The following is a 23,622-nucleotide window of genomic DNA, read 5'->3' on the forward strand; positions in this document are numbered from 1 at the left end:
ATATTTAGTTTTTACAATTTATTGATCTGTCCTGGCAGATCATCAGGAGTAATAATAAGATCATATAATACCCCATCTACCGCATGTTTAGGCATATAATTCACTTCTGCTGTCTCAGGATCCTGAATCCAGACTGTTCCTTTATTTTTTTTGATATACTGCAACCCTTCTACCCCATCAGCATTAGCTCCTGATAAAAGAATACCAACCAGGCTTTCACCATACATCTCGGCGGCCGATTTAAACGTTACATCGATTGACGGACGGGAATAATTCATTTTTTCCGAACTGTCCAGAGATACCATTTTTTTGTTTTCAAATAATAAATGATAATCAGCCGGAACAATATATATTTTATTATTCTGAAGTTCTATTTTGTCTTCAACCTCAATCACATCCAAAGGTGAAAACTGTTGCAGTAAAGTGGGTAGAAGGCTAATAGATTGTGCCTTTCGATGTACAACCAACAGAATTGGAAAGCTGATGTCTTCGTTCAGATTTTTAATCAATTCCATAATGACCTGCAGGCTTCCCGCAGAGCCCCCTATCACGACTAATTCAGTATTCTTCTTATTCGTTTCCATAACTTTGACTGTGGTCTACTTTTTTCCAGATTCGCTGATCATCAACCTGATGGTAAAACTTATCCAGATTGGAGAATCGTAATGTTTCTTTCGAACCTAGCGCCAGATAGCCTAAGTTTTCCAGACTTGCATCAAAAAGATTGAATACCCGTTCCTGCAATTCTCTATCAAAATAAATCAGCACATTACGGCAAATAATCAGCTGAAAGCTATTAAAAGAACTATCTGAAACTAAGTTATGGGTCGATAAAATCAATTTTTCCTGCAGGCTTTTATCAAATCTCACACTGTTATAATTGGCAGTATAATAATCTGAAAAATCCTTTTTACCTCCGGAAAGGATATAGTTTTCCGAATATAATTTCATTTGCTGCAAAGGAAAAACACCTGCTCTTGCCGTTTCCAGAACTGATGGATTAATATCTGTTCCGTAAATCAGCGATTTATGATAAAGGTTAGCTTCTTTCAATAATATAGCTATAGAATAAGCTTCCTCACCTGTTGAGCACCCTGCCACCCAAATTCTTATTAAGGGATAGGTTCCCAACTGTGGTAATATGTTCTCCCGCAGTGCTTTGAAAAAATAAGGATCCCGAAACATTTCCGTTACATTCACCGTAATTTCTTCGATAAAATGCTTAAGATACTCCGGATCATTAAGCACTGTATACCGCAGTTCTGCAAAACTGGTAAACTTATCAATCAGGCATATCCGGTTAACTCTTCGTTTGAAAGATGCCCTGCTGTATAAAGAAAAATCATATCCATACAACTCATAAACATCTTTGATCAAACGCTCTACCTCTTCATCTTTTACAATACTTGGTTCCAGCATTTAGGATAGTTTTTGAATAGCATTGATTAACAAATCCACATCAATAGGCTTGGCAATATAATCCTGCGCTCCTGCATCCAGACATTTCTGACGGTCTTCAGGCATCGCCTGTGCTGTTACAGAAATAACAGGTATTTTACTAATCTCCGGAGTATTGCGTATAATCCTGATCGCTTCATAACCGTCCATTTCCGGCATCATCATATCCATGAGCACCACATCAATCTGGTGGTCATTCTGTAAAAGTTCAATAGCTTCTTTTGCCGCCGTACAGCTTTGCATTTGATAGCCTCGAGCCTTCAGTGTTAATTTAAGGGCAAATATATTGCGTGGATCATCATCCACAATTAAAATGTTTTTTTTCATCAGACTTGATCTGTTTAACTTTCATATAACCAAACACGCAGCAAAGATAACAATTGGTCCAGATCTACCGGCTTGGAGATATAATCTGACGCACCTGCTGTTATACATTTATCACGATCCCCAATCATCGATTTTGCTGTTACCGCAATAATAGGAAGTCTGGTAAACATTGGTTTTTTCCTGATTTCACGTATGGTTTCATAACCATCCATTTCAGGCATCATCATATCCATCAAAATAACATCGATATCGGGATGTTCTTTGATCTGTTCCAGTGCCTGTTTTCCATCCATGGCCAAAATAACCTCTACTTTATATTTTTCCAAAGCTTTGGTCAGAGAAAATATATTACGGACATCATCATCGGTAATCAGAATTTTCTTTCCACTTAAAACTTCGGTTAATGATCCTAAAGTCTTGCTTCTTACGGTTTCTACCGAGCTGTTTTTCTCTTCTACCAAGTGTAAAAACAAGCCCACCTCATCCAATATCCTTTGATAGGAATGTGCAGTTTTTACGACAATAGAATCTGCATATTGTTTAATTTTAAGCTCTTCTGATTTTGACAGGTTGTTTTCGGTAAAGATAATGATCGGGAGGTTTTCAAGTCCTTCAAAGCTCTTAATGGATTCAATAATCTGGTATCCGTTTTCTTTGGATGCTCCGATTTCTAAAATCACACAATCTACCTCATCGCTTGTTAAAGCCTTTACACTATCCTCTACATTATTTTCTATCGCTAAAGAAATATTAAAATTGCTTAAGAAATAAGACAGCGCACTCGCATGTTTGGCATTTTCCTCTACAATTAAAACTTTTTGAGGAGACTTTCTCAGTGCTTCTTCAATTTTTCTAAAGACATCTGTCATTTGCTCAAGAGCAACCGGTTTGTTGATAAAATCAATAGCCCCTTTCATCAGACTTTCTTCTTTTACATGTAATGCTGACATCATATGTACCGGAATATGCTTCGTCTGAGGATTTGATTTCAGCTCATCCATCACCTGCCAGCCATCTTTTACAGGAAGCTGAACATCCAGTAAAATAGCTAATGGATGGTATTGAAGTGCTGCAGATAATCCATAGTCTCCTCGTACTACTACCACCCCTTTATAATCTTGTCGATGGGCATATTTGAGTAAAGCTTTTGCAAAATTGGTATCATCTTCAATGATAAGAATCACTTTATCTCCTTCAGTAATAGTATCCCGGTCATCGACTACATCTTCCGGAATTTTCAGAACATTGACAGGCTCAGAAGCTTCAGGTTCATCATAATTAATGATATTTTTAATCTCCTCCACGTCTTCTTTGATGATTTCCACCAAATCCTCATCCTGCTGAAATTGTACAGGTTCCTCATTAGCGCTAATAGGGATAATCAGGCTAAATTCGCTGCCTTCATCCACTTTACTTTCCAATGTCAACTCTCCTCCGAATAATTTTGCTATTTCCCTGCTGATTGACAATCCTAATCCGGTACCACCAAATTTACGGCGGGTAGATCCATCAGCCTGCTGAAACGCTTCAAAAATAATTTTCTGCTTGTCTTCCGGAATTCCTATTCCCGTATCTTTTACGCTGAAAATAATGAAGTTTTTATTTTTAGGATCCTTTCTGATATGCAGACCTATACTTCCTTGTGAAGTAAATTTAAGAGCATTGGACAATAAATTAAGCAATACCTGATCCAGTCTTAAGCGGTCGGTTTCTATTTTGTGTTCAACATTTTCCTCTATCTGAATATCGAATTGAATACCCTTTTCCTGTACCAGTGGATTGAATAAATTACGCAGATCTTTCACCACATCTTCAATGATGACCTCATGATACTCCAAAGTCATCTTACCAGACTCTATCTTGGCAAGATCAAGTATTTCGTCAATTAGGGTTAAAAGACTGCTTCCCGAACTCTGAATCACTTTCGCAGATTCTATCTGATCTTCATTCAGGTTTTCATCAGGGTTTTCAGCCATTAAACGGGAAAGAAGAAGGATTGAATTCAACGGAGTACGCAATTCATGTGACATATTTGCTAAAAACTCAGACTTGTACTTGGTGCTTAAAGCCAACTCTTCTGCTTTTTTCTGAATCTCAATATTACGTTCTGCAATCAGATGATTTTTTTCCTCCAGCAGTTTAGAACGTTCTTCCAATTCGGCATTGGTCTGCATCAGTTCTTCCTGCTGAACTTTAAGTTCTTCTTCCGAAGCCTGTAATTTTTGTGTCTGAGCCTCTAACTCGGTATTCAGATTTTCCAGCTCAGCATGCTGTACCTGTAATTCTTCAGATTGAGCCTGGGTTTCTTCCAATAACCTTTGTTCTTTCTCCCGGCCTTTTGCTGCACCTAAAGCAATGGCAATATTCCGACAGCTTTCTACAAAATAATTAATTTTATCCTCATCAAAATGATCTGTAGTACTTAGTTCCAATACTCCGATACTTTCTCCGTGCAGAATAATAGGGATCAGCCCGATTCCATTTACTTTCACTTTGCTGCTTGCAAAAGTAAGAGCAAAATTATCGTCGTTAAGGTCATTATATACCTTCGGCTTTTTCTGTATCAATGTCTGTCCAACCATCCCTTCTCCCGGCTCGAAGAATTTTTTCATGTTTTGTTCAAGACCAAAAGCTGTATTGAGCTGCAGCTTACCATCGTCCATTAAATACATCGCTCCATTACTACAGTTTCCGTATTCGATCAGATGGTGTAGGGAATCAGTAGTTACTTCTTTTACCGATTTGTTTCCTACCAACGATTCGTTCAATAATGCCAACCCTTTCTGATGCCAGTCACTTTTATTGATTTTATCAAAAGATTTTTTTAATGAATCCGTCATATGATTCAGTGAATCGGCCAAGTCTCCAAGTTCATCCTGTGAATCATCTACTGCCCTCTGGCTGTAATCCCCATTGGAAACCCTGTTGGCAATCTGCTGAATGGCACTAACACGCTTGCTGATTTCTAAGTCTTTTGCTTTTAGCTCTTTTTCAAGTTTATCTCTGCGGATAAGATCCTCCCGTAGTTTAATATAGAAAAAAGTAGTGACTACTATGGCCGCCAAAGCAGAAAAAATGATGAATATAACCGTCATGTCAGATGAGCGGTTAAGGTCCTTATTCTTTACTTCCAGCTGGATTTCTTCATACTTTACAAAATCCCGGACAAGTTTCCGGCACCTGTCCATATAAGCCTTGCTCATTACAAGCTGCTCCTGGGTCATTTCTATTCCCTTCCCCTTATTTTCAACAAACTGCTTCAGGTTACGGATGTTACTGTTAACATTTTGCTCTAAACCGCTTAGCCGCTCCAGCTGAACAGGATCAGTGATCCCCAATGATTTTGCCCGCTCGATGGCTTTGGGATATTCGGCAATACTTCGGTTATAAGGTTGTAAAAAGTTTTTTCTACCCGTTAACTGATACCCTCTATTAGCCGTCTCAGCATCTAAAAGAGCAATTAAGACATCCTTAACAGCTGTGATTGATTTTCGGGTTTGAGATAAACTCTCCCTGTTCTCCATCTGTTTCTGGATACTCCAATAAGAAGCTATAGAACTGGCGATTAAGATCAGTAAGGAGATTCCAACTCCAAATTGTAGATTTCTTATGATTTTTTTCGGCATAAAAAATTAATTTAAAGGTAAGGTGAAATAAAACGTGGAACCTTCACCAACTATACTGGATAAACCAATTGTTCCGTGATGTTGTTTGATAATTTCCGAACAGATATACAATCCTATACCCATTCCCTGAAATTGTACGGATGATTCTTCCACACGATAAAATTTATGAAATACAGCTTCTTGTTTGAAATCAGGAATTCCGATACCAAAATCTGTAACGCTTACTTTTACTTCTTCGTCATCAGCAAATGTGGTAACAATAACCTGGTTATTCTGAGGAGAGTACTTGATGGCATTCGTTAAAAAGTTGATCAATACCTGCTCTATCCGGATTTCATCAAAAGGAATAAGAAGATCGGGTATACTTCCGTGATGCTGAATTTTAACTTTGCTCTCATGCGTCTGTAAAATAGTCTCTATCGCATTTCGAATGACCTTTTCCAGATTGGCTTGCTTTTTATTGATTTTGAGTTTACCGTTTTCGATTTTGGAGACATCCAACAGGTCACCGATCAGAATATTTAATTTTTCAACCTGGTTCTGAACTTTGCTTACATATCCTGCTTCCGGGCTGTCTTTTTCAAGTTTTAATTTGCGATCCAGCAACTGCATATAAGCTTTTATACTTGTCAATGGAGTTTTCAGCTCGTGGCTTGCTATACTCAGAAACTCGTCTTTTTCTTTTTCTACTTTCTTCTGATCGTCAATATCTGTAAAGGTACCCACCCAGTTTTTTATGGTATTTCCTTCAAAAATGGGAGACAACCTCAATAAATGATAGCGGTAATCTCCGGTTGCCAGATTTTTGATTCTGGCTTCCAGTTCTAATGCTTTTCCTTTCTTTCTGCATCGCTCGAACTCTTCTTTGATATTAAGATCGTCAGTATGGGTTTCAGGAAAATCCTGATTGCTTTTTGAATATTGATACCATCTGCCATTGACAAAGTCAACGATCCCATCTTCGTTTAAAGTGAAGGCAATTTGCGGAAGACCCTCCAGCATCAGGTGAAAATGATCAATCTTAGATTTCATGGTAACCTGAGATTCTCTTCTCCCCTGCACTTCCATCTGTAGGCTCTGTTGAGTTTTTTTCATCGCAAGATTTTGTTCCTGCAGATGATAGAATGTTTTTACTTTAAGCAAAAGAATTTCTGGATCCACCGGCTTCGTTACATAATCCATTCCACCGGAAGCATAGCCACGGGCAATAAATTTTTTCTCGGTATTAACAGCAGATAAAAATATAATAGGAATTTCTTTCGTTTTACTGTACCCTGCAAATGTTTCGGCCACTTCAAATCCATCCATGCCCGGCATCTGAACATCTAAAATAATTAGGGCATAATTATTTTTCAATGCTTTTCCCAACGCTTCTTCGCCCGAATTAGCCGTATCAACAGGAAAATCTTTGGATTCTAGTAATTTTTTTAACGAGTAAATATTGTTCTGGTTATCATCAACAATTAAGATCATAAAACATGAAAATCTAGTGAATAGTTTATATTTCCTTAAGACCTCAAAAATACTTACAAAATTCCAAAAAATAAGGTATTTTTTTAAGATTATTAAGCTGATAAAATAAAAAATCATTAGTATAACTAATTTCTCATTTAGATATTTTTAAAATAATGATTATTAAGCAGTTAATAATATTCTTTTTCTGTAGCTATGTTTACTTAATTTTAGTATTTAGAGCATAGATCTTTTTCAATGATAAAAATAAAATAAGATCTTCCCGGGTGTTTATTTTCAAAAAATTAAGATCTTTGGATAGAACAGTAATATGAATATCATCTATATAAAAGGTTTGGGTTTGAGGAAATTCCCCAGACTTCCCAAACACTACAAACAGACACAAATGTTGTCATGAAGTATATTAAAAATTAATAGATATGGAAATAAAACCTGTAGAAACGTTTATTGATTATTATGAAAAAATACGAGCAAGAACCATTCGGTTAATCGAAGTTGTTCCTTCGGAATATCTCGATTTCTCTTATAAACCGGGAAAGTTTAGTATCGGAGATCAGATCAGGCATATTGCTGCCATTGAACGGAATATGTACGGTGAAACTATTTCAGGGAGAAAAAGTGCCTACCAGGGCTGTGGAAAAGAATTAGCTGATGGATATGAAGACACCGTAAAGTATTTCAATGAAATGCATACACAAACCTTAGAAATCATTAAAGGACTTTCTGATGAAGATCTTAACCGAAAATGCCTGACCCCGGCCAATCACGAAATATCAATATGGAAATGGCTTCGAGCAATGGTTGAGCACGAAATTCATCACAGAGGAGAACTATACATTTACCTTAATCTTCTTGATGTAAAAACCCCTCAGATTTATGGTTTTTCTGCGGAAGAGGTACAAGAAATGAGTGTCAAGAAATAGAATTTTAGGGCCTCGAATTATATGTAGAAAATTTTATTGCCACGAATGCACGAATCTATATACATAAAAATATAACAAAATAAAGCATGCGCCTCTCTTATTCGTGCATTCGTGGCTATTATCTTAAAACAAATCTGTGTCACAGCCAATAGCTTATCCACTGATTCTATACACACAACGCTGTCCCCCCGAAAGAATATGCTTAATACGTTCTACTTTATACTCTGAACCTATTAAATTCTGAAAATTAGAAAGTTCTGCACGACAAAATCCCTGGCATTCCGTAGCCGCCGCACAAATCGGACAATGGTTTTCTATGAGAAAGTAGTCTTTATCTTCTTTCATCCACTCTGCCATATAGCCCTCTTCACTACGGATCTTTGCTAAAATATCCAACCGCTGTTCCAGAGTTGAAGCCTTATGTAAGGCTTTTTCATATCGTTGATACGTATTTTTTTCCCGGTCATTGATCAGTAAATCCAATGCATTTTCTCCTAACAGATTTTTTACAGATTTGAGAAGCTGTACGGTAATATCAGCGTGGGTATCCGGAAATTGCGATAATCCTTTTTCGGTAAGCATATAATACGTAGAAGGACGTCCAACGCCTTCACTTTTAGCAACGGATTCTATCAAACCTTCCTGCGCCAGGTTTAATAAATGCTTTCTCGCTCCCTCTTTTGTAATCTCTAATTCTTTAGCAATGAGTTGTGAAGTAGCCTCCCCTCTCATTTTTAAAAACATTAGAATACGATCCGCTGCCGGCTTCTTCATTTGACAATATTTAAGTTGTTTTATTTTCTTACAACAAATATAGTCATTTTCTATAATCTCAGATAAAACCCAATAAATACATCATATACAAGAATATATAAGCTTTTTATCAGCAGCAGCATTCATTTAATTAAACAACCTAAAAGTTGTTTAATTAAGAAATTATATTAACTTTGACAGACATTAATCAAGAAAAATAACATAATGAATCATCATGGATCAGAAAATTTTTGTCAATAAAGCAGAAGCCTCAGGAATTATTGCATTTGATCTTCTGGATTATCAACCTTCGATAGAAATCGTAGAACTCGATATCAAAGAACACCTTTTTATGGGAATGATCGTCAAGGAAAAAGAATTTAAAGAATCATTGACAACAATTGATTTCTCCGCCTATGACGGAAAAGCTATTGCGGTAGTTTGCTCTGCAGATGCTATCATCCCACCCTGGGCATATATGCTATTAACAGACAAGCTATCTTCACATGCCAGCTCTATTGATCTTAATAACACTAAGACGGTCCAGCTGGACTTCTGGAAAAAAAATCTAAACAATGCAGATCTTACACTTTATAAAAATCAAAAAGTAGTCATCAGAGCAAGTGCTGATATTGACCCCAGCCTTTATATCTTAGCTACGTCTTTACTAAAGCCATTTGTCAAAAGCCTAATGTATGGCGAAATAGGAATGCCGAAAGTCATCTTTAAAAATTAAAATAAAATGAAAGCAATTATATTTAACGGAGCACTGGAAAGAAGACCACAATCTACTTCAGGACTTATCTCCAGATATTTTACAGAAAAACTTGAAATGCTGGGAATTACCCATGACATTTTCGCCCTTGCAGATTCAGGAATTCCTCTCTATGATATAACCCTTACCAAGACACCTTTAGCCGTAGAGCGTATGGCTCAGCTTTTCCTGGATGCAGATATTCATTTCTGGCTTGCGCCGCTTTATCACGGCAGTATCCCCGGAGTAATGAAAAATTGCCTGGACTGGCTTGAGATCACTGCCGATCAGGAACAGCCTTATCTCACAGATAAAACGGTAGGATTGGTTTGCTGGGCAGATGGCCTGCAGGCTATGCAGGGAGTCAACACGATGGACGCTATTGCTAAATCGTTACGAGCATGGCCATTACCATTCAGCGTTCCGATGATCAGAACTTCTTTATTTGATCATGAAAATAAAATTTCTCCGTTCTATACTGATAAACTCGACAGACTGATTAGTATTGCAACGTCCAATAGGATTGAAAAAATACCTCACTCCAAAGTTTGATTAAAACAAGTGTATTAAGAGTATAAACTTTTGTACCTTTATTAAAGATTTCAAGTAATTGATATTATGGCCATAAGAATAACAGATGCATGCATTAACTGTGGAGCCTGTGAACCTGAGTGTCCCAACTCCGCCATCTATGAAGGTGCCATCGACTGGAGATGGCAGGATAAAACGAAACTTTCGGGAAAAACCATTTTTCCGGATGGAACGGAAGTAGATGCGAGCGCTTACAACGAAGCTATCGCAGATGATATTTATTATATTGTTTCCGGAAAATGTACGGAGTGCAAAGGCTTTCATGAAGAGCCTCAATGCAAAGCCGTATGTCCTGTAGATTGCTGTGTAGATGATCCGGATCACCGTGAAAGCGAAGAGGTACTATTCAGCCGTCAAAGGTTTTTACATCACGTGTAGGATCATTAAAATATGGTTGAGAAGCTATACCAATAAATAGGTTACTGACCTGTTATATTTAAAAACCCCGGAATTATCCGGGGTTTATTATTGATTTAAAAAGTTGCTGAATCCAGGTTTTTGTCGACTAAAATTCCTTTCTCCAGTTTCAGGTTGAATTTCAGATTTCGTTTCGCTTTAAATTTAATAATGAAAAGATTCTCACTCCCATTTAAAGCCTCCTGCTTCCCAATATTTACGAAGGTAGGATACAAAACCTTTTCCTTATCAGAGTGCAGCCTGTCATTGGTTAAATTCTCCATCTTCTTCATATTGAGTGGTTGTATCCCGACAAATTCATAATCCATCATATGATAAGGTATGGCAAAACTTAAAGCATTTACAGATTTCAAACCGGCTCCTTTAACCATTACCTCTATAATTTCATCTTTATTGTAATTCTGTTTGGTTGTGCTTATTTCTATCTTACCTGCAGCTTTTTCAATTTTATCATATCCGACACCTTCATCCAGTTGTGTCGCTACCACCGAAATATCATAAGCATCGATCAGGTTATTCTTATTCACATCACCATTACTCACATAGCCTTCAAAATCTGCATCTCCTTTGCGAAGTCCGGTGTAATTGATGTATGACGTAAGATCATTGCGATCTATCAGCTTGTCATTATTGATGTCTCCAGGCAGATAACTTTCCGTTCCCGGAACTTTGAATACGTACAACTCCCGGCCTGAGCCAAAGTTTCCTACCCCTTCACTTATCGAAATTTTGATAAAACCTGCAGTCGGATGCGTTGTAAAATTAAATACCTTTACTGTATTGTCATTATTCCAGCTGAAGTCTCCTGCCTCCGTCCAGTCTTGTTTATTATTGCTGAAATAGACTTTGCCTTTCAGCAGGTTTCCGTTTTTACCATCTGTCCTCGGTAAATACTCCAATTTATCCAGTTGATTGATTGTTTTCAAATTAATCATAATATCGAAAGGAGTTGCCTTTGCATCCCACTGGGTATGCCATAGATTGCTTTCATCCCTGTCGAATAAGTAGCGGATGCTGTACCCTTTTTCTGCAGGTACGGAAGCATTCCCGGAAATCCCTTTAATCGCAAATTCCAATGGATCGGCTTTTGTTTTTGCTGTAAAGGTTTCCCATCCTGAAAAGCCTTCTTTGTTTGCTGATCTGATTTTAAACGAATATTCAGTTTCCGGTGTTAGCTCATTGAAAAGAAGTTGGTTATTTTTTATCGTTGAATAAATTTGCTTGTCAAATTCGATCTCATAATAATCAGCATTGGGCACTTTATCCCATAATGGCTTAAGGGAATAAGCGGTCTGATCTGCCTCCGTAACGTGAATGTTCCGGGGAGCTGTCAATTGTCCGGCTTTAAGCTTCAAAAGGTTTTGCGGTTCAAAAATGAAACCCGACAGTAAAACGGAAACCGGTTGTGCAGTAATATCCGTTTTTTCCACCTTAACCAGAATCTGCGGATTTTTGATCATCTTCACTTTTTCAAATTCACTTGCTTTTGTAGAAAATTTATTGAGGTTAGGTGCTTTCTCGTAAAAAAACACATTATCTCTTTTCGCGAATTCTTCTTGAGTATCGACTTCCTGAAGTCTTATCCTTTTTTTTCCAACTCTGACTTCAATTTTTTCCGGCTTTCGGGTTACATTAATCCTGAACTCTGTTGTCTTTTCTTTGACCAATCCGTCAAAATCACCTATGGACTTTTCAACCGTAATGTTAACTCTATCTTTTTTGTCAACATTGGAAGTGATCAGCGTAGTAATTCCTTTACCGGATCGGTAGGCCTCTGTTTTCCCATCATCATCATACTCGGTAAAAGTAGATTTTCCAAAAGGATATATTTCATAAATGCGGTGCTTTCTGTCAATTTCCGAAGGGTTATTATTCGGATTAACCATCGGAATAATAGCTCCCCTTTTCACCAATACAGGCAACTTCCAGATAGGACTGTCTATATTATTAATAATCTGTCCACCTTCATATTGTTCCCCTGTCCAATAATCTACCCATAAGCCTTTGGGTAAATAAATGGCATTCCGGATATCATTTCCCCGATCATCAGATTGCGTTTCCTGATAAATGGGAGCAACCAGAAAATTAGGTCCGTACATGAACTGATATTGTGTCATTTTACCCTGTGTATAGCTATTTTGTTCTTCAAGGAACATGGCACGGATGATAGGTAACCCATTGACAGCTTCTTTTGCTATGCTATAGGAATAAGGAAGTAGTTCAGATTTTAGTTTCAGATAATTCCGGTTGATTGAAGTTGCTGGCTCACCCAGTGCTTGAGGATATTTTTCATTGGATCCCCAGCCATCCATATTAAGCTGTACCGGCGTGAAGGCTTTCCACTGAAAATCTCTGGTATTAATGATGGGCTTCTTCCCCCCAAATATTCCATCCATATCAGAAGAAATATTAGGTTGTCCCGAAAGCCCGGAACCAATATAGGTAGGAATATGGAACCGGATATATTCCCAGACTCCACCGGTTTGATCTCCAGACCAAATCCCGGCATAACGCTGTGTCCCTGCCCAGCCATCCAGTGAAATAATAAAAGGACGTGCACCATTACCATATTGGGGCATGATTTTGCCAACATCTGCTACACCGTTTAATCCAAATGAATACCCGGCTCCCACCCACGCGACATCGGTTTTAAGAACCCGGACACCGGCATCTTTTACCTCTTTGATGATATCCCGCTGCAATAAAGCACTGATACCTTCTTTAGGATGGAGATCCGACTGGGTCCACAAACCTATTTCTACGCCTTGCTTTCGAGCATAATCTCCAAAACTTTTGAGATTACTGATATTGCCATCTAACGTTTCGGTCTGCCCATACCCTGCTCCGTAGCCATCATTGGGTAAGATCCAGCCTAATGGCATGTCATTATTTTTATACCGATCTATAACCGCTCGTGCGGAAAACTGGTAATTATTCTTTTCGCCATTCAAGGATTCTTTGATACCACCATTATCTTTTTGACTTTCCACATAACGCTTTCCATCCTCAAAAGGAATCCCCTTTTCCGAATCTTCCTTCCAATAATCACGATTATAGGCATTAAGATGCCCTTCATAGAATCCAAATTTAGGTAACAAAACCGGCTTTCCGGTCAATTGATAGAAATCATTCAGAAGCGCTACAGTTCCATCATTCACCATAAAAAAAACATCCAGGTAGTCAGTATCATGAAAAAGGGTTACTTTTCCTTTTTCTTTTGACCCGAAATCATATCTTCCCTTTTTAAAGGTATACCACATCATCCCATAGCCATTCGATGACCAGTAGAAAGGATTCGGAGACGCTACTCCGCCGTCCGTCCAGCTGTTCTGATTTTCAATGGCAATAGCTTTGCCTTTATGGGAAAATCTTCCGTTCTGAACCCCACCTCCATAAAAATATTCTTCTGCTCCTTCCGATAGCGTTACACTGGTTTTTCCAGGATCGAAAGATATTGGCTCCACTGCTTCGGTAACCGTCTTTTTGGTTTGTAAATTGACTAATTTAAAAAGTGTATTCTTTTTATTGAAGATAACCTGGATTTTGTCTGTAGAAATAGATACTTCAGCATCATTCTGGTTGAGTATTAATTTTTCAATTGGTTTTCTCGGATTGTCAACTAAAATTTGAGCTTCAGGTTTAGCCTCAGGCGCTCTAAGTCCTTTCCCTGAATTGTCCCGGAATAGCCTGAACAGGTGATCACCATAAAAATCCAATATGATCTTTTGTTGATTGGAAAGCTTGACTTCAATTGTCGTAGGGCTCGTTTTTTTAGCATCAATGATACTTAGGTCTTCATTAGTTTTTCGGGTTGTCACTGTTTCCTGTGCCTGTACATAACCGGTTGAAACCATAGCTAAATTAAGTGTTAGCAAAGCTACCACAGCGGGTTTCCACATTTTTTTTTCCATGAGTCTGTGATTGTAAAGGTTCAAATTAACCTGAATCTGTTCAAGTTCTTACAAATATAATCCATGAATTAGGTAAAACATAATTAATCCATAATTTTATTAGAAAAAATACAACTATTAAGGCTCAGCTCCTTTTATTTAGAAAAACAATCTTAAAATCCAAGACCAGGATAACTCATTAAAAAATCCCTTACAAAGAATGTAAGGGATGCTTATTTTACAAATACAATAGAATCACAATTATTCCAAGCTCACAATAATTATTCATTAACTATTTTATTAACCTCATCAAACTCACTTTCAATAGCCTCGTCCGGTTTATAGGTTAATAACGAAACAATAATATTAGTAACCAGGGAAAGTATAAATCCTGGAATCATTTCGTACCAATCTTTGAATGAATGTTGAAGGTACACCCAAGCCAATACAGTAATTCCTCCTACCAACATCCCGGCAAGACCACCCTGCCATGTCGTTTTTTTCCATAAAAGCGAAAGGAGAATTAATGGTCCGAATGCAGAACCAAAACCTGCCCATGCATTCCCAACCAAATTAAGGATACTATCCTGAGGATTTAATGATAAAAGCATTGCCACAACAGCAACCAGCAAAACAGAGAGTCTGCTGGCAATCAGCAATTGCTTCGGTGTCGCTTTTTTATTCAAAAATGCTTTATAAATATCTTCTGTCAATGAGCTGGAAGTCACCAATAACTGGGAAGAAATCGTACTCATTACAGCCGCTAAAATTGCGGTAAGTAAAAACCCTGAAATAAACGGATGAAACAATACACGGGAAAAATAGATAAAAATAGTCTCTGCCTCCGTTTTTGATCCATCGAATTTAAGCATAGTCTGCGTATCAAATTTTTGCAGATAAGCAATACCAACCAGACCTATAGCTAAAGCTCCTGCTACAGTAAAAATCATCCATGTAATTCCTATTCTTCTTGCCTTAATCAAATCCTTAGGTTTGTCAATCGCCATAAAACGCACCAGGATGTGTGGTTGTCCACAGTATCCTAATCCCCATGCCAATAAAGACACAATGCTTACTGTAGTGGTCCCTTTGAATAAATCTAAATATTTAGGATCTTTAGCCTCAATCAATGAATATGTTTCCTGAACACTCCCTATTTGGGAAATAGCTACTATCGGAACAATAACCAACGCCAACACCATAATCGTTCCCTGTACAAAGTCTGTAAGGCTTACCGCCAGAAAACCTCCCAAAAAAGTATAGAGCACTACGACTAAACTTGTAAGTAGCAGACCAGTTGTATAGTCCATTCTGAAAGCTGATTCAAACAATTTTCCTCCGGAAACCATCCCCGCTGATGTATAAAGGGTAAAGAATACGAGAATAAAAATGGAAGAAGTAATCTTCAGAAGATGATTTTTATTTTTAAAACGGTTCTCAAAAAATACCGGTAAAGTGATTGCATTTTGTGCTACTTCCGTATAAATCCTGAGCCTCGGTGCTATAATAAGGTAATTGAGGTAGGCACCTATGGTCAAACCAATAGCGATCCATATACTGGAAATACCTGTAAAATACATGGCACCCGGAACACCCATCAGTAACCAGCCACTCATATCAGCCGCTCCTGCAGATAATGCGGTGACCGCTGCTCCCATTTTTCTTCCGCCTATTAAAAATTCCTCCGAATTACTGGTTGATTTTCTATAAGAATATATCCCTATTGCTATCATTAACAACAGGTATAACCCCACAGAAATCCCTTCATATACTTGCATATCATTTATTTTGTCACGCCGAATATAGCCATTTTCTCAGAAATAAAGAGGCTCACAGTCCTTAAAAGTAGTATTTAACAACTGACATCAATCTTTTATTCAAAGCATCAATCAAGTTTATTTCAATTGAAAAAAATAACACAATTACCAAAGTTTCAAATTTTAAGTATCCACTTGATATCATTTCATAATTATGGGTACTGAATCAGTACCCATAATCGTTAATATCATCACCTGTGTTTTTAGTAATTTTATTCTGTTCTATAAACAAATCGTCCGTCAAACATAGTCCAAAGCACTCGTGTACTTTCTATTTCTCCAGCAGGGATCACCGTTAAATCACGATCCAGCAATGCCATATCTGCCAATCTTCCCGGAGCAATTCTTCCTACACGATCTTCCATTCCCAATGCACGGGCAGCGTCACTGGTGAAAGAATACAACATCTCTTCGGGCGTGACAACTTCAGAGGCTGGATTATTCGCAATCATAGCAATAGAAGCAAAAGGATTAGGAGTGGACACCGGCCAGTCACTACCGCTAACTAATGTAGCTCCTGCATCCAACAATCTTCTTCCGGAATACATATTTGTTAGCAAACCAGGATTTACATAAGGTTGCAGCAATTCATTACTTTCCAATCCCGGCTCTTTCCACAACAATTGCATTCCTGCCAGTACATTAAGTTGTTTAAATCTGGGTCTGTCGGATGGATTCACAATTTGCAAATGGACAATGGTATGGGAAGGGCCAGATGGTCCATTCGATTGCCTGGCAGCTTCAATAGCATTAAGCGTTTCCCGTACTGCACGATCTCCTATTGCATGAGTGTGTACAATAAGTCCTCTGGCGTCAGCAGCAGTTACTAACCTTGCAAACTGAGCAGGCTCAAAGCCTAACGCTCCCAAACTTCCGCTGTTAATATAAGGTATACTGATCGCTGCTGTTTGTGCGGGATATTCTAAAACTCCGTCTCCCAAAATTTTAATTCCCGGTATAGTAAGATTAGGTACATTAGCATATCGTTGGCGCAAAGCTTCTACAACAGACAGCTCTGCCGGCTCGCTACGGGCATGCAATAATACCATTGCAGCTACCCTTCCGGTAAGCTCACCACTTTGAGAAAGACTTCTGTAAGTCGGTAATAATCCCTCATCATTTTGCGTAGGTCTCCACGAGAAAAGAGGGGCTACCGGACGCCCATTTCCCATAGGGTCCAACCAGGCAGTAATTCCATAACTGTTTAGAGTACGTATAGCAGCACGACCCGCTTCAAGCAAGGTACCGGCAGGAACCGGCGGAACATTAGCCAATACATAATCCCATCCATCATCTACAGTATAACCGTTAGGATTGAGCTGTGCATCAAATCCATAGAAACGACGCTGTTCCTGCGACAAAGATCCTATATAATTCTGATCAATGCCCGCTCTTGCAAGCATCGTACGGTTAGACCATCCGGTATGCGCATCCATACCTGCAATAATCACCGGAATATTTTCAAAAGGAGGATTATTGAATATATTGTCTAGTACGGAAAGGTCATTCCAATAGTCAAGATTGGCGTTCCCGATACGCAGAACATCTCCTACCAAACCCTGTCCGCTGGTTCGTGCCTGTTCTGCAAAAGAAGAAAGTTGCGCAGGTGGCAAAACCTGAAACGGCAACTCTGCCGCCAATGTAGCATAACCCGCAAAAAAAGCATGAACATGAGTATCTACAAGCCCTGGCACCAATAATCTTCCTCCAAGGTCAACTGTTTCCGGATCCTGAGCCTTTGATTTAACCTCATTTAGCGACCCCACTGCAACAATCCGTTTATCACGGACCAATACCGCTTCTGCATAAGGGTTATTTCTGTCTCCGGTAAATATCTTACCATTCATCATCAACATTTCATTGCTATCACCATTGGATGTCAATTCATTAATACTGGTTTTACATGAAGTAAATACTAATAAAAGAAAAAGGTATAAATACCTATAATTAAAGCGTTTGGAATAATTGCTCTTATTCGATTTCATCGCATGAAATGGAATCTTAAGAATTTTCATAATCAAGAAGTTTGTAAGTTTAAATGGTATTCTTTTAATTTAATTTGTGCCGATATACACCGATGTTCATCAACCGGGTATCTTTTCCGTCAAATACTTACTCCGTAAAACATTTTGTACAAAGAAATCAAGCTTGATTGTTTACTTTAAGAGTAATTCAAAATATTACTTAAGATAATATCAAACCTACAAATAATTTTATAATATCACAAGAAATCAATAATAAAATATTGTATTTAAATTAACAAACACACAATAATTAATTGATTTACAATAATTTATTTAAAAATTAATTTTATTTAGTATAAAAAGACTTTAATAAACAATATCATTCAAATAGTATCATAGATACTATTTAATTTTTTTAATAATCTTGATTGAGATTCTTTCGGTGAATTATGGTTTATTCCATATTCTGATTAACACTCATTTGTCATTTCGAACAAAGTGAGAAATCTCTTAATGATCTTAATAACTTACTGTGTTGAGATTCCTTCATTCCGCTTCGCTACTTTCCTGAAACCGAAGGTTCGACGTAGTCAATGACAAACTCAATCACGTTTCTCTTAGCCAAGCCAGAAATAACAGAACTACATCTCCTCTTTGCTAAGTGAAACGCCTTTGCGCCTTAGAAGCTCAGCACTCTAAAAACCCTTTGCGGCTTTGCGTTTGACTATATCCAAGTTGTTTTTAACGCAAAGAAGAATAAGGATGCTGCATATGTAGAGTTAGCAAAGACTAGCTTCGCTTATGAAGCTTATGTTTAATTACTCAGTTTAGATTCCTTCATTCCGCTTCGCTAAATTCCTCAATGACAAACTCAGGAATGGTAAAATCACATTTCTCTTAGCCAAGCCACAAATAACAGAACTACATCTCCTCTTTGCTAAATGAAACGTCTTTGCGACCGATCGACACTCATTTGTCATTTCGAACAAAGTGAGAAATCTCTTAATAACCTTAATAGCTTGCTGGGTTTAGATTCCTTCATTCCGCTTCGCTACATTTCTGAAACCGAAGGTTCGACGTAGTCAATGACAAACTGGAATGGTAAATCACCTCTCCCTCTTTGCTAAGTGAAACGCCTTTGCGCCTTAGAAACACAGCACTCTAAAAACCCTTTGCGGCTTTGCGTTGACTATTTTAAAGTGTTTTTTAACTCTCGCAGATTGAGCAGATTTTTATTTTCCAGCTATATTTAGATTCTTCATCCCGCTTCTGAACTACGTTCGCAAACTTATCGTCTGTATTCTGAAATCGAAGATTAGACGTAGTCAATGACAAATATTGTGTTTTAGCTTTGTCATTTCGATTTCTATGACATTTCCAATTGATTTTGATAAAAAGTTTTGTTTTTAATTAACGAATAAATTCGGTGTATAATTTTGTTTCGTACCGCATTTAAAACAGACATTTTATTTTTACCTTCTGACACTTTTCTTAGATAGTAGACAGCCAAATCATTTTTAAACCGAATAGCGCTCATTGCAGCGAGATGAAGAATTTTTTTTAATTCCTTATCTGCCAGGGGGGATACTTTTGATTTGTACTTCAATGAAGTACCAGATTGATACTCAAATGGCGCTACACCAGCATAGCAGGACATTTCTCTGGCAGATTGTATCTCGGTAAAGCCGTTGGTTTTAATAAGCATGTTAGCAGCCAAAACTTTGCCTACACCTGGTATCGTTTGAATTCGATGATATTGATCTTTCAAGACTTCGTCATTTTCAATAAGATAGAGGATTTTATCTTCAATGAATGAAATCTGTTTGTCTAATAAGGCAATGAAGTCCTTATTGAGTTTTAAAAGGTCTTTATCCTGCATTCCTTTTAGAAGCGACTGGTCTGCTAACTGGGTGAGTAAAGCTGCTCTTATTTTAACACGGAGTCTTCTCTCAGTATTTAAGAGTTTGATTTTTTGTAGTGTTTTACTGCAAGGACTCCAGATACGTAGATCAATATGGTGTTTTTCTAAGAATAAAGCGATTCTTTTACTGTCTATTTTGTCATTCTTACCTCTTACCAGGCCTATACTTCTCTTTATATGAAGTGGATTAATAACATAAACCTTAAATTCAAAAAGGGGTAAAACTTCATAAAGGTGATAATTATAACGGCCAGTATTCTCCATAGCTATCATCACTTGGTGTTCTTTAAATTCTTTAAAAAACTTTTTTAATGCTTTTACCGTGTTTTCTATCGTAAAAAACTGAAAGGTAGAATCAATAAGTACACTAATATCGAGAGTAAGCTTGCTCACATCAATGCCAATAATTACATTTTTCATAAATTTGTTTTTGCATATTAATAAGAAGAGATCTTATCATTAACTCAACTCCTTGATAATGGGTCATTAGCCCGAATTTCTATCTGAGATTGTGATAAGAAAGTGTTTAAGTCTTAATCGAAATATGAGTTTTACTCTAAGACAGGGTTAGTTTACTTAAACACTTTTCTCTTCTTTAATTCTATAAATTTAACTATTTACAAATCTAAAGGACGATAGGAGAAATCTCTTAATAATCTTAATAGCTTGCTGGGTTTAGATTCCTCCATTCCGCTTCGCTACATTTCTGAATGACAAACTGGAATGATAAAATCACGTTTCTCTTAGCTAAGTGAAACGCCTTTGCGCCTTAAAAGTATAACACTTTAAAAATCCTTTGCGGCTTTGCGTTTAACTATACTTTAAGTAAAGATAAATAAGAATAATACCTTTATTTTACCAACACCTGCGCTCTTCTCAGGTTTTCACTTGCCTGTAAAATTTTATTCTTCAGAATAGGATTATAATCCGGATTTTGCGAAAGAAACTCATTGACAATATGGAAAACTTTTGGATCCTGATAACTACTCAAAGAAGAACGAAGCCAGTTGTCCGGGAAGAAAATATCTCCTGTTTTTTGAATCTCCTGGAGAAGTTCTAAAGTCTTTGGAAGATATGCAATAGAAGTTTTTTGTCTTAGCGGATGATGCAAATAGCCCAATGCAGACCCAACAGCCGATTCATTAGCCCTATTCTTTTTTTCAATTAAACTGTTGAAAAAATCATCCCGGGTTTTCTGATCTGAAGAAGCAGCTTTCATAATGATCTTAAAACGATTGATCCGATCCGGATTCTTAATTCGGGTTAATTGCTCCTGTAATAAATCATTATTGTTGTTATTCCGTAAAGCTAATGAAAGAGCAAGACCTGTGAAATCTTCATCATTTAACGATACATCCTGTGGTGGAGTCTGAGATTTCCATATGGTGTAAAGACGATCATATGCCTTTTGAGACTGAAAAACTCCCTGATACCCGTTAAACAATATTTTCTTATTATTTTTAGTGGTCTGTACCTGTAGTGCTTTCCATACAATATCTTCTATACTTTCAGATTCTTTCAACCGTTGGGCTTCAGGTAAAAATGCCCAATAAATTCCAGAAATATATCCCATAATAAGACGAAGGTTCAGTTCCGTAGTTTCTCTTTCCAGCTGCCCTGCATAAAAATGTAATAGCTCTTTTGGTGTCACCCCTGTACCTGCCAGCATATTTTCATACAATGAAATATAAGTACTTGCACGGTTTATAGGATCTTTCACCATCGAAAAATCAGACATAGCCGATTGATCAACTTTGAATACTCCATATCCAATCCCTGATGAGTTAAGTATAATAAAAAGAGGTTTCATTTTTCCTTTCAATTCCGAAATCTCCTGACTCTTTCCGGTAAGCTTTATATCAACCTTCTCAATTCTATCAGGATAAAATAAGCTAACCTGGAACTCTTGAGGCCATAATTTTTGCTCCTTGCCATGTTCCGGATGTTGAGAGATGGTAAATCTATCTATTTTGTTCCCTTTATATTCCGTTTGGTAATCAATAACAGGCCTTCCGGGATCATTGACCCATACCTTATTCCAGCTTTGTAAATCTTCTTGCGTATGACTGTCCAGAATTGCAATAAGATCCGGCCATGTTGCATTACTGTATGCATATTTTTTAAGATATTCACTAATACCTTTTCTGAAATTATCCTCTCCGATCAATAACTCCAACTGGCGCATCATAATGGGTGCCTTGTTGTAAATAATAGGTCCATACATCATTCCTGCATTTTTCAGATTATCCAAAGTCTGTCGGATAGGGTTAGCCCCTAAAGTACGATCTACGGAGTAAGCCGCCGGAAAATGCCCCGTTAAAAACTTCAGATCATATACACTTTTATCCGAAGAAGCTCCGGTACTTTTATCTGCCATAAAATTGGCAAAGACCTCTTTCATCCAGACATCGTTAAACCAATCCATTGTCACCATATCTCCAAACCAGAGATGAGCTACTTCATGAGCCACAAGATTCGAACGATTGTTTAGCTGGTCTTGGGTAGCATTTTTATCTAGAAATAAGGTTGAATTTTGAAATAAGATCGCCCCGGGATGTTCCATTCCCCCGAACTGAAAGTCAGGAACAGCAATCATTCCGTGCTTTTGAAAAGGATGCGGAATACCGGTCCATTTCTCAAAGTAAGCAAGAGAATTCCGGTACAATGTGAAGATAGAATCCATGCTGTTTTTAATCTTCACAGAGTCTGTTTCACGGTATAAAATTCTGGAGTCCTGCTGATCGATTTTCTGTGTGTAATTTTTAAAATCACCGGCAGCAAAAGAAAACAGATACGTAGGAAGCAAATCTGATAATGCAAAACTCAATGTCTTTGTTCCTTTCTGTTGGGTTGTTTCTTTTAATTTTCCATTGGCTATGGCACTCCACTTTTCAGGAATGGTCAATACCAAAGAATAGTTAGCTTTTAGATTAGGCTGATCAAAACACGGAAAAACAGTTCGTGCACGATCCGGAACAAATAAAGCATATAAATATCCGTCACGTCTGTTTAACGCCCCATCACCGGCAAGAAACGTAAAATGAATCTGATTGGATCCTAATTTCAGGTATTTCCCATCAATAATTACATGTTCTTCTTTCAAAACAGGTTTTATCATCTTTCCATTTACCGATACAGATTTTAAAGAGGCAGCTTCTTCTTTGAAATCTATCTGTAAGGGAGTATCATTTTGTTTTTTATAATTGAAAGTAAGAGTTTCGGTTCCTAAAATCCTTTCTGATTTACTTTCGGGAATTTTTAAGTTGATATCATATTTGATCTCACTTAATGTACTTTTTCTCAACTGAGCCAGTTCATATGAGACACCAGATTCTACCCCAGGCCGGGATTGTACTTGTGCATGATAATAACTATTGAAAGCCACCAAAAATAATACTAATAACCCTTTTTTCATGAATCAAATATAAGAATAGAATCGGAATTGAAAAGATTATGCATAATACAATCAACTTTTTTATTTCAAATTTGAGCAGGAAAACTCCGAATAATTTTCCCCGTTCACCCTCTATCTACTATTTATGTTTCTTACATTCAGCACAATCATTAATGATCCCTTACATTTATTCCAAAAAAGAATAAAATAGAAATATTTTGATTTAAATATAAACAAAAATTAACATTGTATTCCAATTTCTACCTGAACATGCATAAATACTCACATCCTAGAATGGAAGGGGTTTTTGATGT

15 protein-coding genes are annotated in these 23,622 nt (G+C 37.4%); 4 read left to right on the plus strand and 11 right to left on the minus strand.

Translation table 11 applies throughout. The features are described 5' to 3' along the window. Positions 1-11: 11 nt before the first annotated feature. Genes CJF12_RS06310 through CJF12_RS06330 form a run of 5 tightly spaced genes read right to left on the minus strand, consistent with a single transcriptional unit; the run spans position 12 to position 6,884 of the window. Positions 12-584, minus strand: a complete 573-nt coding sequence (locus CJF12_RS06310; RefSeq protein WP_034687189.1) for a chemotaxis protein CheB — start codon at positions 582-584, stop codon at positions 12-14. Beyond that, the gene (locus CJF12_RS06315) at positions 571-1,419 is read right to left on the minus strand and encodes a CheR family methyltransferase (protein ID WP_034687186.1); all 849 of its coding nucleotides are present in this window, start codon (positions 1,417-1,419) and stop codon (positions 571-573) included. The genes CJF12_RS06310 and CJF12_RS06315 overlap by 14 nt, the downstream gene beginning before the upstream one ends. Continuing rightward, complete coding sequence (locus tag CJF12_RS06320) at positions 1,420-1,785, minus strand: response regulator (protein WP_034687183.1); 366 nt, start codon at positions 1,783-1,785, stop codon at positions 1,420-1,422. Positions 1,786-1,799: 14 nt separating this feature from the next. Beyond that, on the minus strand, positions 1,800-5,411 hold the full coding sequence (locus CJF12_RS06325) for a response regulator (protein WP_034687181.1): 3,612 nt from the start codon (positions 5,409-5,411) through the stop codon (positions 1,800-1,802). Between the two features lie 6 nt (positions 5,412-5,417). Continuing rightward, positions 5,418-6,884 (minus strand): hybrid sensor histidine kinase/response regulator, encoded by a 1,467-nt coding sequence (locus CJF12_RS06330; protein WP_034687179.1) that lies wholly within the window; start codon positions 6,882-6,884, stop codon positions 5,418-5,420. 419 nt (positions 6,885-7,303) lie between these two features. On the opposite strand from CJF12_RS06330, the gene CJF12_RS06335 reads away from it, so the two are divergent. Then, on the plus strand, positions 7,304-7,807 hold the full coding sequence (locus CJF12_RS06335) for a DinB family protein (protein WP_034687177.1): 504 nt from the start codon (positions 7,304-7,306) through the stop codon (positions 7,805-7,807). Between the two features lie 153 nt (positions 7,808-7,960). Here the strand turns inward: CJF12_RS06335 and CJF12_RS06340 are convergent, their stop codons facing one another. Then, positions 7,961-8,581 carry a helix-turn-helix transcriptional regulator gene (locus tag CJF12_RS06340; protein WP_034687175.1) on the minus strand — a complete coding sequence of 207 codons (621 nt, stop codon included), beginning with the start codon at positions 8,579-8,581 and terminating at the stop codon, positions 7,961-7,963. 214 nt (positions 8,582-8,795) lie between these two features. Here CJF12_RS06340 and CJF12_RS06345 point away from each other — a divergent pair, with 214 nt between their 5' ends. From CJF12_RS06345 to CJF12_RS06355, 3 genes are all read left to right on the plus strand, one after another. Then, positions 8,796-9,296 (plus strand): DUF2480 family protein, encoded by a 501-nt coding sequence (locus tag CJF12_RS06345; protein WP_034687172.1) that lies wholly within the window; start codon positions 8,796-8,798, stop codon positions 9,294-9,296. A 6-nt stretch (positions 9,297-9,302) separates the two neighbouring features. Then, positions 9,303-9,866 (plus strand): NADPH-dependent FMN reductase, encoded by a 564-nt coding sequence (locus tag CJF12_RS06350; protein WP_034687169.1) that lies wholly within the window; start codon positions 9,303-9,305, stop codon positions 9,864-9,866. A 66-nt stretch (positions 9,867-9,932) separates the two neighbouring features. Beyond that, positions 9,933-10,283, plus strand: coding sequence for a 4Fe-4S dicluster domain-containing protein (locus tag CJF12_RS06355; protein WP_034687167.1), 351 nt, complete (start codon positions 9,933-9,935; stop codon positions 10,281-10,283). A gap of 95 nt (positions 10,284-10,378) precedes the next feature. Here the strand turns inward: CJF12_RS06355 and CJF12_RS06360 are convergent, their stop codons facing one another. The 5 genes from CJF12_RS06360 to CJF12_RS06380 all read right to left on the minus strand — a co-directional run bounded on the left by CJF12_RS06360 (position 10,379) and on the right by CJF12_RS06380 (position 23,329). After that, positions 10,379-14,233, minus strand: a complete 3,855-nt coding sequence (locus CJF12_RS06360) for a TIM-barrel domain-containing protein (RefSeq protein WP_034687165.1) — start codon at positions 14,231-14,233, stop codon at positions 10,379-10,381. A gap of 260 nt (positions 14,234-14,493) precedes the next feature. Then, positions 14,494-15,990, minus strand: a complete 1,497-nt coding sequence (gene putP, locus CJF12_RS06365) for a sodium/proline symporter PutP (RefSeq protein ID WP_034687163.1) — start codon at positions 15,988-15,990, stop codon at positions 14,494-14,496. Positions 15,991-16,241: 251 nt separating this feature from the next. Continuing rightward, entirely contained in the window at positions 16,242-18,044 is a 1,803-nt protein-coding gene (locus tag CJF12_RS06370) for an amidohydrolase (RefSeq protein ID WP_051887380.1), read from the minus strand. 1,315 nt (positions 18,045-19,359) lie between these two features. After that, entirely contained in the window at positions 19,360-20,334 is a 975-nt protein-coding gene (locus tag CJF12_RS06375; RefSeq protein ID WP_051887338.1) for an IS110 family RNA-guided transposase, read from the minus strand. Between the two features lie 430 nt (positions 20,335-20,764). Beyond that, complete coding sequence (locus tag CJF12_RS06380) at positions 20,765-23,329, minus strand: M1 family metallopeptidase (RefSeq protein ID WP_034687745.1); 2,565 nt, start codon at positions 23,327-23,329, stop codon at positions 20,765-20,767. Between the last annotated feature and the right edge of the window lie 293 nt (positions 23,330-23,622).

Source organism: Chryseobacterium piperi (assembly GCF_002285635.2).
GTDB lineage: Bacteria > Bacteroidota > Bacteroidia > Flavobacteriales > Weeksellaceae > Chryseobacterium > Chryseobacterium piperi.